This window comes from Ruminococcus sp. AM26-12LB (assembly GCF_003480785.1).
Lineage (GTDB): Bacteria > Bacillota > Clostridia > Lachnospirales > Lachnospiraceae > Blautia_A > Blautia_A fusiformis.
This window is the reverse complement of the sequence record NZ_QUJX01000004.1, coordinates 148298-161549: the sequence shown is the minus strand read 5'-3', so window position 1 is coordinate 161549 and position 13252 is coordinate 148298. Positions and strand designations below refer to the sequence as shown.

13 protein-coding genes are annotated in these 13252 nt (G+C 46.1%); 11 read left to right on the top strand and 2 right to left on the bottom strand.

Going from position 1 to position 13252, the window contains the following annotated elements; translation table 11 throughout:
• Positions 1 to 137 precede the first annotated feature (137 nt).
• The 7 genes from DW694_RS16845 (at position 138) to DW694_RS04020 (ending at position 5723) form a co-directional block, all read left to right on the top strand.
• Positions 138 to 302, top strand: coding sequence for a hypothetical protein (locus DW694_RS16845; protein WP_158526476.1), 165 nt, complete (start codon positions 138 to 140; stop codon positions 300 to 302).
• 35 nt (positions 303 to 337) lie between these two features.
• Entirely contained in the window at positions 338 to 517 is a 180-nt protein-coding gene (locus DW694_RS04045) for a LytTR family transcriptional regulator DNA-binding domain-containing protein (protein ID WP_235812329.1), read from the top strand.
• Positions 518 to 896: 379 nt separating this feature from the next.
• Positions 897 to 1601, top strand: coding sequence for a phosphatidylinositol-specific phospholipase C/glycerophosphodiester phosphodiesterase family protein (locus DW694_RS04040; RefSeq protein WP_227588377.1), 705 nt, complete (start codon positions 897 to 899; stop codon positions 1599 to 1601).
• A gap of 30 nt (positions 1602 to 1631) precedes the next feature.
• Positions 1632 to 2966, top strand: a complete 1335-nt coding sequence (locus DW694_RS04035; RefSeq protein ID WP_118608603.1) for a MurT ligase domain-containing protein — start codon at positions 1632 to 1634, stop codon at positions 2964 to 2966.
• On the top strand, positions 2963 to 3691 hold the full coding sequence (locus DW694_RS04030; RefSeq protein WP_015526951.1) for a glutamine amidotransferase: 729 nt from the start codon (positions 2963 to 2965) through the stop codon (positions 3689 to 3691). Before DW694_RS04035 ends, DW694_RS04030 begins: the two co-directional genes overlap by 4 nt.
• A gap of 9 nt (positions 3692 to 3700) precedes the next feature.
• Positions 3701 to 4318, top strand: coding sequence for a WYL domain-containing protein (locus tag DW694_RS04025; protein ID WP_118752593.1), 618 nt, complete (start codon positions 3701 to 3703; stop codon positions 4316 to 4318).
• A gap of 13 nt (positions 4319 to 4331) precedes the next feature.
• Complete coding sequence (locus tag DW694_RS04020) at positions 4332 to 5723, top strand: sugar-binding protein (protein WP_118752592.1); 1392 nt, start codon at positions 4332 to 4334, stop codon at positions 5721 to 5723.
• Between the two features lie 95 nt (positions 5724 to 5818).
• Here the strand turns inward: DW694_RS04020 and DW694_RS04015 are convergent, their stop codons facing one another.
• Entirely contained in the window at positions 5819 to 6391 is a 573-nt protein-coding gene (locus tag DW694_RS04015) for a xanthine phosphoribosyltransferase (protein WP_015526955.1), read from the bottom strand.
• 173 nt (positions 6392 to 6564) lie between these two features.
• Here DW694_RS04015 and DW694_RS04010 point away from each other — a divergent pair, with 173 nt between their 5' ends.
• The 3 genes from DW694_RS04010 to DW694_RS04000 all read left to right on the top strand — a co-directional run bounded on the left by DW694_RS04010 (position 6565) and on the right by DW694_RS04000 (position 8106).
• A complete protein-coding gene (locus tag DW694_RS04010; RefSeq protein WP_015526956.1) occupies positions 6565 to 6792 on the top strand; it encodes a hypothetical protein in 228 nt (75 codons plus the stop codon).
• A 14-nt stretch (positions 6793 to 6806) separates the two neighbouring features.
• A complete protein-coding gene (locus DW694_RS04005) occupies positions 6807 to 7175 on the top strand; it encodes a metal-sensing transcriptional repressor (protein WP_118752591.1) in 369 nt (122 codons plus the stop codon).
• A 94-nt stretch (positions 7176 to 7269) separates the two neighbouring features.
• Positions 7270 to 8106 carry an Mrp/NBP35 family ATP-binding protein gene (locus DW694_RS04000; RefSeq protein WP_015526958.1) on the top strand — a complete coding sequence of 279 codons (837 nt, stop codon included), beginning with the start codon at positions 7270 to 7272 and terminating at the stop codon, positions 8104 to 8106.
• Between the two features lie 167 nt (positions 8107 to 8273).
• On the opposite strand, the gene DW694_RS03995 is transcribed toward DW694_RS04000, so the two are convergent.
• Positions 8274 to 9152, bottom strand: coding sequence for a LysR family transcriptional regulator (locus DW694_RS03995; protein WP_021650784.1), 879 nt, complete (start codon positions 9150 to 9152; stop codon positions 8274 to 8276).
• A gap of 154 nt (positions 9153 to 9306) precedes the next feature.
• Between DW694_RS03995 and DW694_RS03990 the strand changes: the two genes are divergently transcribed.
• The gene (locus DW694_RS03990) at positions 9307 to 13062 is read left to right on the top strand and encodes a phosphoribosylformylglycinamidine synthase (RefSeq protein WP_118608599.1); all 3756 of its coding nucleotides are present in this window, start codon (positions 9307 to 9309) and stop codon (positions 13060 to 13062) included.
• The last annotated feature ends 190 nt before the right edge of the window (positions 13063 to 13252 follow it).

Below are 13252 nucleotides of genomic sequence, written 5' to 3'. Positions count from 1 at the left end.
AAAAAACTCGAAAAAATGCATAAATTGTGGGCTTTCGACCATAAATTACATTAAGATATCATAATTTGAATAACAAATCATGGTATAATATATAGAACAAAAAGTAACAATGATGGAGTAAAAGGGGATACATAAATATGACGATGATGACCATTGCCATTTGTGATGATATGCAGGCGGATGCGAGAAAACTTCACAAACAGCTTGAGCGGATCGTTCCAGGGTCAGAAATTCGGATATTTAAAAGCGGCGAGCTTTTATTGGAAGAATTGGAAAAGAAAAGGAAACCTGAGGTAAGCTGAATGACTTCGAAAAACAGCTTGACGACGGTACATTTTTGCGGTGTCATCAGAGCTTTATAGTAAATATGGAACGGGTCACAGGAGCTGAAAATGACAGCTTCCATATCGGAGAGCATGTAATACCGATCTCCCGATCCTATAATCGGAATGCACACGAGAAATATGATGAATATCTGAGACTTCAGCAGGAATATGACGAGGAAGAAGAGGATTAACTTGATTATTATCCTTTTTTAGCGTACAATCGGTAATGTATGAAATACGACTACACGTATGCGAAAGGATGATAAACATGGTCGGTGGGACTTTTGGTATTACCGGACAGAAACAATATAGGAATGGTTTGGGACAGGTTCCCGGATATGATAAATTTGCAGAAGATAAAAAGGAAAGCAGCGAGGAAATGTTTTCCTTTACGTCTTGTGCATTTTTTTGTTGCCTGAGATGATGCGACGTTTTATACTGACATTGGAAATACTGTTTGTATCGCTTTTTCTTCTGGGAGGAAGTTTTCCGGAAACAGAAACTGCCCGGAATACATCAGGAGGATTTAGCTGGAAGGACTACAGGACCATTGCACATGCTCTGGGAGGTATGGACGGAAAGGATTACCTGAATTCCAGAGAGGGATTTCTGTTCATGTATGAACAGGGAGTTCGTCTTTTTGAATTGGATCTTTCCAGGACATCCGATGGAGTATGGGTCTGCAGGCATAACTGGAACGATTCCATGGGACAGTGGGATGGCAACGGAAAAAAAGTCCTTACAGAAAAGGAATTCAGACAAAGTAAAATATATGGGAAATACACCCCCATGACACTGGAGGATTTTTTCCTTCTTCTGAAAGATTATCCGGATGCATATGTGCTGATCGATTCCAAACAGTATTCTCTTCGCAATTATCAGAGAACACTGGAGGATTACAGTGATTATGTGGAAATCGCCAGGAATGCAGGTGCCGGTGAGACGCTGGATCGGATCATTCCGGAAATCTACAATGAAGCAATGTTTCCCGGAACGGCCATGCTCTATTCTTTTCCTTCCTATGTATATTCACTGTGGCAGGAGTATTCTGTGGAAGAGCTGGAGTATATTGCATCCTTCTGTAAAGAAAAGGGAATTCCGGCAGCAACAGTATACTGGGAGTATTGGTCAGAAGAAACGGAGAAGATCTTTGAAAAAAACGGGATCAGTCTGTATGTTTATACGGTTAATGACCGTGACCAGGCCAGAAGATACATTTCGCAGGGAGCAGAAGGAATCTGTACCGATTTCCTGACAGCGGAAGATCTGTGGTAAGAGAAATAAAAACAAAGGAATCAGAAGATTATGAAAATAAGAACAACCATTGCTGTGATGGCAGCAAAGATCACAGGACATGTCTGTAAGCTTATGGGCCGGCAGGGTGTGACCTGGGCCGGTAAGGTCGCGATGAAGATCTGTCCGGATATCCTGGAAGAGCTTTCTTCTCAGGTAAGAGAAAAAATATTTGTAGTATGCGGAACAAACGGAAAGACCACAACCAATAACATGCTGTGCGCAGGCCTTGAGGCAGAGGGAAAAAAGGTCATCTGCAATCATACCGGTTCAAACATGCTCAACGGAGTTGTGGCAGCCTTTGTATTGGGGGCAAAATTCAGCGGAAAACTGGATGCGGATTATGCCTGTATCGAGGTGGATGAGGCATCCACAAGACATGTGTTCACAAGGATCAGACCGGATTATATGGTTATGACCAATCTGTTCCGTGATCAGCTGGACCGTTATGGCGAGATCGATATCACTATGAACATCCTGGAAGAAATGATGAAAAAGGTTCCGGATATGAAGGTCATTGTCAATGGTGATGATGCACTGTCTGCATATCTTGCCATGGACTGCGGAAATCCTTTTGTAACCTACGGGATCAGCAAACCGGTGATCGAGAACAAAACAAACGAGATCCGTGAGGGCCGGTTCTGTAAGTGCTGTGGAGAAAGGCTGATCTACAGCTTCTATCATTACAGTCAGCTGGGAGACTACAGATGTCCGAAATGCGGCTTTAAACGTCCGGAGATCGACTTTGATGCCACAGATGTGAAGGTGGATGATCAGATTGCCTTTACAGTGGAGGATAAACGGATTGTGGCCAATTATAAGGGATTCTATAATGTGTATAATATTCTGGCTGCCTATGCGGGAATTCGTACCGCAGGCTTTAAGGCGGAGCATTTTAATGAGATGCTCCGGAAGTTTAATCCGGAAAACGGACGCAATGAACAGTTTCGGATCAAGGGCACCAGTGTTGTTCTGAATCTTGCCAAGAATCCGGCTGGTTTTAACCAGAACATTTCAGCTGTGATGCAGGACGGATCACCAAAGGATATCATCATTGTGATCAATGATAATGCACAGGATGGAAAAGATATCTCCTGGCTCTGGGATGTGGATTTTGATCTTTTCGGAGGGGACAATATCAATTCCATTACAGTCAGTGGTATCCGGTGTCAGGATATGCGCCTCCGTCTGAAATATGTGGATATCCCGTCCATACTGGAAAATGATGTGGAGACAGCCATCCGCAAACGAATCGGGGATGGATGCGGCAATCTTTATGTACTTGTAAATTATACGGCGCTGTTTGGCACCAGAAATATCCTGAAGAAACTGGAGGGTGAGAAATGAAGATAACGATAGGGCATTTATATCCGGATCTTCTGAACCTTTACGGTGACAGAGGAAATATCCAGTGTCTGATGAAGCGCTGTCTCTGGAGAGGAATCGAGGCAGAAACCATAGCTTATGAACTGGATGACAGAATCGATTTTTCCAAACTGGATATCGTACTTCTTGGCGGTGGCTCCGACAGAGAACAGATGCTGGTATGTGAAAAGCTGAAGGAAATCCAGAAGGATTTCAAGGCGTATGTGGAAGATAATGGAGTTGTGATCGCAATCTGTGGAGGGTATCAGCTCCTTGGAAATTATTATAAGACGGATCAGGGAATGATCGAGGGTCTGAAGCTTGTAGATATGAGCACTGAGCAGGGAAAAGGCCGCCTTATTGGAAACATTGTGATGCAGAGCGATCTTTTTGATATGCCCATCGTAGGTTTTGAAAATCATGGAGGGCGTACCACCATCGGAAACAACAGATCCCTGGGAAAGGTTCTGTCAGGATACGGAAATGACGGACAATCCGGTGAGGAAGGGGTTGTATACAAAAATGTGATCGGTACGTATCTTCACGGACCGCTTCTTCCCAAGAACCCGCAGCTTGCAGATCTTCTGATCAGCCGTGCACTGGAAAAGAAATACGGTAAAAAGATCGAACTTGAGAAACTGGACGACAGCGAGGAACAGGAGGCAAACTCCTATATTTTCCATCGCTTTGTAAAAAACGAAGGATAAGAGGACAGTATGGCAAAATCAAACAATCAGAAGGCGAAGATCCTGTACCTTGAAAAAATGCTGCGGGAAACAGGGGAGCATCGGGTAATATCTATGCAGAAGATCCTTGAGAATCTTGAGAAACAGGGAATCCGTGCAGAGCGAAAGAGCATTTATGATGATGTGGAGGTATTACGTTCTTTTGGAATGGATATCCGTTATACAAGAGAACGGCCGGGTGGGTATTATCTTGCCGGTGAGAGTGCCGGAGAGGAACAGCCGTCTGAAGAACCCGGGCTGACTGCGGAAGCTAAGGAGATTCATGAAACTAAAGATATTCATGAGACCTCTGTGACAGGGTACCGGAAGCTTCTTGAGGCTTCAGCCGGAACCATAAAAAAAGAAATAAAACTTCTCTGTACCGGAGCTGTACAGGCGGAGGTGCGTGACTTTTTCGGTACAGATGCAGAATATAAGATGAAAGATAGCGGAGATCTGACGGTAACTGCAGAGCTTCCGGAAAATGGAAAATTCTACGGCTGGCTGACCGGGATGGGCGGCAGTGTACGTATCCTGAAACCCAAGAAATCTGTAGCCGCCTACAGAGACTATCTGAAATCACTGGCAAAGGACTATAAAGGCTTATAGGAGAGATTTGATCATGAAGAAAAAAACAGCAATCCTGCTTGTGGGAGCTTTTGTCTTTACAGCAGCCTTTTCCGGCTGTGGAAAAAACAAAGAGGCGACAGAGGCAGCCAATGAAAGTGTGGAGTCTGAAGACCCGGAGGGAAAAGCCAAAAACAGCAATGATGCAGAGGAAGAAGAAAAAAAAGAAGCAAAAGAAACTGCGGCAGCAGATAAGAAAGTAGGTGTGTTTCTGCCTTCATCAGCAGATGATCCCCGTTGGTCTGCTGATGGAGAAACTCTTCAGAATACACTGGAAGATGATGGATATGATGCAGAGATATTTTGGGCAGATGAAGACAGTGATACGCAGGTATCACAGATCCAGTCCATTCTGGACGATGAAGAGCTTTCTGCACTTGTCATCGCACCTTCAGATGCTTACAGCCTGAACGATGTGCTGGAGCAGGTGTATGAGAAATCTATCCCTGTGATTTCTTACGATCAGCTGATCATGGATACAGATAAGGTCAACTATTATGTTACCTTTAATACAAGAAAAGCCGGAAAAATGGTGGGAGATTCCATCATAAAAAAAATGGATCTGGAGAAAGCCCGGGAAGAAAAGAAAACTCTGACCATTGAGTTCCTTATGGGCTCTCCGGATGATCGTGACGCACTGTTTTTTTATAATGGCGTGATGGAGAAGCTTCAGGAATATTTCGACGACGGAACACTGGTATGTACTTCAGGAAAGCTGACCTTTGATGATACTGCAGTGATGCGTTTCGGAAGAAATACCGCAAAGAATGATATGGCGGAGATCCTTTCTCAGAATTATACAGAGGGTGCGCCGGATATTATCTGCACAGGTGCCGACGACCTTGCACTTGGGGCTGTGGATGCCCTGGAGGATGCAGGACATGTGTCTGGAGAGGATGGTTGGCCTATGATCACAGGAGGCGGCTGTGAGGCAGAAGCAGTGACCGCTGCGATCCAGGGAAAGATTGAGGATGATCTGCTGTTTGATAACCGTGTACTGGCACATGACTGTGTGACGATGGTGGATGCTCTTCTGAAAGGGGAGAAGCCGGAGATCTCCGATTATGAGCAGTATGACAACGGGACCAAGATCGTGGGAACTGTGACCAGTGATATCCAGCTGATCGATGCAGATAATTATCAGATGCTTGTGGATGACGGATATTATGAAGAAAAAGAGATCATGCCGGAGGCAACTGCCACACCAACGCCGACAGTGACATCGGAAGCTACGGTGACGGAAGAACCGGATATAGATGAAAATACACCGGAAGCTGCATCGGCTTCATCGGAAAAGGAAGAAACGGAAATTTCCGGAACACCGACACCGGAGGAAACAGTAACTCCGACACCTTCAGAAAAGTCGGAAAAGGGTGCAGATGCGTAGATCAGAAATGATATCATGATCTGGCTGTGATAAAAATAAAAATACTCCCGGAAACAATGTATATAAGTTTCCAGGAGTATTTTTTATGATAAATCTTATTCACGGAAAGTAAGTTTGCCATCAGCAATGGAATCAATGATAGCAAGGGATTCCAGATGGATACCCATGTCACGGATGGTCTGTCCGCCGGACTGGAAGCCTTTTTCGATAACGATTCCGGCTCCTTCAAGAGTTGCGCCGGATTTCTTAACGATGTCGATCAGACCGAGAAGTGCACAGCCATTGGCAAGAAAATCATCGATCAGGAGTACGTGATCTTCCGGTCCGAGAAATTTCTTGGAAAGGATCACATCGTAAACTTTCTTGTGGGTGAAAGACTCTACCTTGGTGGTGTACATCTCGCCGTCAAGGTTCACACTCTGTGCTTTCTTGGCAAATACAACCGGTACATGGAAATACTGTGCCGCAATACAGGCAATACCGATACCGGAAGCCTCGATGGTAAGGATCTTGGTGATTGGACAGTGGTCAAAACGTTTCTTGAATTCTTTGCCGACCTCGTTGATCAGGTCAATATCCATCTGATGATTCAGGAAGCTGTCCACTTTTAAAATATTTCCTTCTTTTACTACGCCGTCTGTCAGAATTCTGTCTTTTAAAAGCTGCATGAAATTTATCTCCTTTGATTTATCACATTAATATATGTTTACTGCCCACGGACAGAGCAGTAATATTTTTAATATGTATCATACGACAATATTTGCGTGAGTGCAATTATTTTTGACAAAAAAACATAAAATTATTATAATGGATAGGATGACTAAGAAAGGAACAGGCACAGATGAAAGAGTACGAAGTAATCTGGGAAATTTTTAACAAATGTCCGAGAAATCAGATGCGTGATGTATTTGTGGAAGAAGTGGAGATTGCAGATCCGGAAGCGTATGTGAAACAGAAATTTCAGGGGAAGGATGTCTCCTACGAGAAGACAGTACTGGAAGACGGAACCATCATTTTTGACATTCAGACATCTATGATCCGGCAGCGCTGTTCTTTCACGGAGATCTGAAGGAGGAAATACACATGAAAGAAACACATGTGCACGTTCTCGAGGATGGAACCGTTCTTGAACATACCCACGGGGATCAGGAACATGTGCATACTCACGATGGCACACATCCTCATCATCACAGCCACGCACAGACCAAGGCCGTGCTCAACAGACTTTCCAGGGCCATCGGGCATATGGAATCCATTAAGCGTATGGTGGAGGAAGGACGTGACTGCAGCGAAGTGCTGATCCAGCTGTCAGCCGTAAAATCTGCGATCAATAATACAGGCAAGATCATCCTGCAGGATCATATAGAACACTGCATCGTGGATGCAGTGGAGCATGGAGACAGGGATGCTATCAAGGAACTGGAAAAAGCGATCGACAGATTTATGAAGTAAGGTAAGGAGTTCATGAGAGATCGTGAATGAGAAAAATATACGGACAGAGAGCCAGTTCTGTCTGTGTAAATACAAAGAATGAGAGGAATCTATTATGGCAAAAGAGTGTAGCAATACATCCTGCAACAAATCAAGCTGTGAAGGCTGCGGACAGAAACAGCCCCAGAGCCTCATGGCAGAACCAAACGTTTTTTCTGACGTAAAACATGTGATCGGAGTTGTCAGCGGAAAGGGAGGCGTGGGTAAATCCTTCGTAACAGGCTCCCTGGCAAACCTGATGGCTTCCAAGGGATATAAAGTGGGCATTATGGATGCTGATATCACCGGTCCGTCCATCCCGAAGATGTATGGCATCAAGGGCAATGCACAGGGCAGTGACAATGGGATATATCCGATGCCAACTGCAAACGGAATCGAGGTTATGTCTGTAAACCTTCTTCTCCCGGATGAGGAGACACCGGTGATCTGGAGAGGTCCGGTCCTTGCAAATATGGTAAAACAGTTCTGGAGTGATGTGATCTGGGGTGAATTGGATTATCTCTTTGTAGATATGCCGCCAGGAACCGGAGATGTTCCGCTGACAGTATTCCAGTCCCTGCCGATCGAGGGTGTCGTGATCGTTACTTCTCCGCAGGATCTGGTCCGCATGATCGTCAAGAAGGCCTATAACATGGCTGATATGATGAAGGTTCCGGTCCTTGGAATCGTGGAGAACTATAGCTATGTGAAATGTCCGGACTGCGGAAAAGAGATCAAGGTCTTTGGCGAGAGTCATATCGATGAGATCGCTGCAGAACTGAAGGTTCCGGTCCTGGGCAAGATGCCGATTGACGTGAAGCTTGCAGAGCTTGCAGACAGCGGCCTGTTCAGTAAGATCGAGAATGAGTATATCACTGCGGCAGCAGACGTGATGCCGAAGGCTGAAGCGTAAGTAATAAGAATAATATCTGACCGATATCAATAACAGAAAAGACCACCGGAATTGAGTACATAAGGATCGTAATAACCTTATGGCAGATTCCGGTGGCTTTTTTACTGAATCAGGGAAGTATCCTGCTTCGATCGCGAAAAGCAGTAAGCGGCAGGAACTTGATCGTATCAGATCTGGGAAAAATATTTAAGAAAGCACTGGGCAGCCTGGGAAAGCTGCAGTGCTTCATGATGAGCGATCACGGCACTTCTTGCGGGCAGAGGTGTTTTCAGATGGACAGGTTCTAGACCCGGACGGTTGCGGAGCATATAATCCGGGATACAGGCAATACCAAGTCCGATCTCTGCAAGATCGATCAGCAGATCGTTGCTGTTCAGTTCAACCTCAGGCAACAGCTTCAGTCCCTGGGCTGCAAACACCTGATGAAGATATTCGCTGGTGGTACTCTTTGGAGCGAGCATCAGGATGGGATAATCCAGAAGATTTTCCATGGAAAGAGGCGATTTGCCCATGGTGAAATAGTCCGGATTTGCCACGAAGATATCCCGGAATTCCAGCACAGTCTGAAGCTTGGTGTGGGCTGAAAGCCGGGAATTCGGGTAGTTGGTGACAATCAGCTCAGCCTGGCCGTTTTCCAGAAGTTCCGCACATCCGATGGAGGTACTGTTGATGATCTTGATTCGTACCTCCGGATGATCCTTGTGGAAACGGCGGAGATAGGGGATGAGAAAATAGCGGCACAGAGTATCGCTGGCACCGATCCGCAGCTGACCGGTAAGATTTCCTTCTCCGGAAAGGACAGCCTCTCCCTCGTTTAGCATGGAAAGGGCCGGCTTTACATGCTGGAGAAGAAGCTCTCCCTCCGGAGTCAGGATGACCCGTTTGGTGCTGCGCACAAACAGAGTATGGCCCAGCTTTTTTTCAAGGTTTTTGACGGCCTGGCTTACTGCAGACTGTGAGATAAAAAGCTGTCTGGAAGCCTCCGAAAAGCTCAGCGTCGTGGCCACGTAATAAAACACTTTGTAAAGTTCAAGATTGATATCCATATGTGAAAAATCCTCCGCTTATAAATGATATAAGATATATTAATTTTACTAATGATATTTCCTATGATACTATATTTTCAGCAGAAAAGAAAGACTGAAATGCTTTCTGCACGTTTACCATCCTTATTATCGGATATAGAGAAAGGAGCCTTCTATGAGCAACGTAAGACGTGTGTATGTAGAAAAGAAACCTGCCTTTGCAGTAAAAGCAAAGGAACTGAAACATGAGATCAAACATTATCTTGGTATCAGCACTGTGACAGCAGTCCGTGAGCTGATCCGTTATGACGTGGAGAATATCTCCGATGAAGTATTTGAGAAAGCCTGCAAGACCGTATTTGCAGAGCCGCCGGTAGATGATCTGTATCTTGAAAAATTTGATGTGGCAGAGGGCGCACGTGTATTTTCCGTAGAATTCCTTCCTGGACAGTTTGACCAGAGAGCCGATTCTGCAGTGCAGTGTGTACAGTTCCTGGATGAGAATGCAGCACCGATCATCCGTTCAGCAACTACTTATGTAATCGAAGGAAACGTTACAGATGCAGAGTTTGAGGCGATCAAACATCACTGCATCAACCCTGTGGATTCCCGTGAGACAGGTCTTGAGAAGCCGGAAACACTGGTAACAGTATTCCCGGATCCTGAGGATGTGAAGATTTTTGACGGATTCAAGGATATGGCTGAGGCTGATCTGAAGGAGCTGTACGCTTCTCTGAACCTCGCCATGACATTTAAGGACTTCCAGCATATCCAGAATTATTTCAGAAATGAAGAGAAACGCGATCCTTCCATGACAGAGATCCGTGTTCTGGATACCTATTGGTCTGATCATTGCCGTCATACTACTTTCTCCACAGAGCTTACCAGCGTGAAGTTTGACGAAGGTGATTATAAGACTCCTATTGAAAAAACATACAAAGAATATCTGGATGCCCATAAGGATATGTACAAGGGACGTGATGATAAGTTTGTCTGCCTGATGGATCTTGCACTTATGGCAATGAAGAAACTGAAAGCAGAAGGCAAGCTTGCAGACCAGGAAGAGTCTGATGAGATCAATGCCTGCAGTATCGTGGTACCGGTGGACGTGGACGGGAAAGAAGAAGAGTGGCTGATCAACTTCAAGAACGAGACACACAACCATCCGACGGAGATCGAGCCTTTTGGTGGTGCGGCAACCTGCCTTGGCGGAGCCATCCGTGATCCGCTTTCCGGACGTACCTATGTATATCAGGCAATGCGTGTGACAGGTGCAGCAGATCCTACCGTATCCGTAAAGGAAACTCTGAAGGGTAAACTTCCGCAGAAGAAGCTTGTCCGCAGCGCAGCCCACGGCTACAGTTCCTACGGAAACCAGATCGGTCTTGCAACCGGTGCTGTAAAAGAAATCTATCATCCGGACTACGTTGCAAAACGTATGGAGATCGGTGCGGTTATGGGTGCGGCTCCGAGACGTGCGGTCATCCGTGAAAATTCCGACCCTGGAGATATCATCATCCTTCTTGGCGGACGTACCGGTCGTGACGGTATCGGCGGTGCAACCGGTTCCTCCAAGGTCCACACAGAGGCTTCCATCGAGGTCTGCGGCGCTGAGGTGCAGAAAGGTAACGCGCCTACCGAGCGTAAGATCCAGAGGATGTTCCGCAGAGAGGAAGTCAGCCATATCATCAAGAAATGTAACGACTTTGGTGCAGGCGGTGTTTCCGTTGCCATCGGCGAGCTGGCACCGGGACTTCAGATCGACCTCGACAAGGTTCCGAAAAAATACGCAGGTCTTGACGGCACTGAGATCGCCATCTCTGAGTCTCAGGAGCGTATGGCTGTTGTAGTTGACCCGAAAGATGTGGATACTTTCCTGAAATTTGCAAATGAAGAGAATCTCGAGGCAATTCCGGTTGCAGTTGTAACGGAGGAGCCACGCCTTGTCCTTAACTGGAGAGGAAAAGAAATCGTAAATATCTCCCGTGCATTCCTGGATACCAACGGTGCACATCAGGAGACCTCCGTTGAGGTTGAGATCCCGTCAAAGGACGGAAATCTTTTCGAGGAACGTCCGGATGTAACAGATGTAAAGAAAAAATGGATGGATACTCTTGCTGACCTGAATGTATGCTCACAAAAGGGTCTTGTGGAGATGTTTGACGGCTCCATCGGCGCAGGCAGTGTATTTATGCCTCACGGTGGCAAATATCAGCTGACAGAGACACAGTCCATGGTTGCAAAGGTTCCGGTACAGAACGGAAAAACAGAGACTGTTACCATGATGAGCTACGGCTTTGATCCATACCTTTCCTCATGGAGTCCGTATCATGGAGCTGCCTACGCAGTAACCGAGTCTGTTGCCAAGATCGTTGCAACCGGTGGTGACTATAAGAAGATCCGTTTCACCTTCCAGGAATACTTCCGTCGTATGACAGAAGATCCTAAGAGATGGAGCCAGCCGTTCTCCGCACTGCTTGGTGCTTATGCGGCACAGATCGGATTCGGCCTTCCTTCCATCGGCGGTAAGGACAGTATGTCCGGAACCTTCAATGACATTGATGTTCCTCCGACACTGGTGTCCTTCGCAGTGGATGTTGCAAAGGTAAAAGATGTGATCACACCGGAGCTCAAAAAAGCAGGAAGCAAGCTGGTATGGCTCCGTGCACCGAAGGATTCCTATGATCTTCCGGATTACCCGGCTCTTATGGAGCAGTATGATAAATTACACCAGGATATCCAGGCAGGCCGTGTGATCTCCGCATATGCACTTGACCGTCATGGAATCGCTGCTGCAGTCAGCAAGATGGCCTTTGGTAACGGCATGGGTGTAAAGATCGAGCATAACCTTGATCCAAGAGATTTCTTTGCTCCGGCATTCGGCGATATCATCTGTGAGGTTCCGGATGGAAAAGTCGGTGAGCTTGCCATTACCTATACTGTGATCGGTGAGGTTACGGATAATGCGAAGTTCACCTACGGTGATACAGAGATCACTCTGAAAGAGGCGCTTTCCACATGGGAAGGAACTCTGGAGAATGTATTTAAAACAGCAGCAGGAACCGAGGACGTCAAGGCAGATGACGGTTCCCTTTACAAAGCAGACAGCATCTATGTATGCAAACATAAGGTTGCAAAACCGCGTGTATTTATTCCGGTATTCCCTGGAACAAACTGCGAGTATGACAGCACCCGTGCATTTGAGAGAGCAGGCGCCGAGGTAGACGTAAAGGTATTCAAGAACCTTACAGCAGAAGATATCCATGATTCTGTAGAGCTCTTTGAGAAAGCCATCGATCAGGCACAGATGATCATGTTCCCGGGCGGCTTCTCAGCCGGAGATGAGCCGGACGGATCCGCGAAATTCTTTGCTACCGCGTTCCAGAACGAGAAGATCAAGGAGGCAGTTATGAAGCTCCTCAATGAGCGTGATGGTCTTGCTCTCGGTATCTGCAACGGATTCCAGGCACTGATCAAACTGGGACTGGTACCGTACGGTGAGATCTGCGGACAGAAAGAGGATTCTCCGACACTGACCTACAACACCATCGGACGTCACGTATCCAAGATGGTTTACACCAAGGTTGTCAGCAACAAGTCTCCATGGCTTCAGAAAGCACAGCTTGGCGGCGTATACTGTAATCCGGCTTCTCATGGTGAGGGACGTTTTGTCGCAAATGATGAGTGGCTGAAGAAACTCAAGGAAAATGGACAGATCGCAACAGAGTATGTACCGGTAGATGAGACAGGATATGAGGGTGAGTTTAACGTAAACGGCTCTTATATGAACATCGAGGGTATCACAAGCCCGGATGGACGTGTTCTCGGAAAGATGGCACACAGTGAGCGTCGTGACGCAGGCGTGGCTGTCAATATCTACGGAGAGCAGGATATCAAGATTTTCGAATCTGGTGTTGAGTACTTTAGATAATATCAGGATTGCGTGAGCTGCATGCAGTGGCAGGGGATTTCAGACCTCCCTGCCACTGTAAAAATACAAAAAAGCATATATTTTTTAAAAAATTAAAAAAAGTGAAAAAAACTGTTGACACAAGTCACAAACCATTATATAATAGCAAAGCGAGTTGCGGAACGGAAGAGTTCCTAAGACGAACAACTGT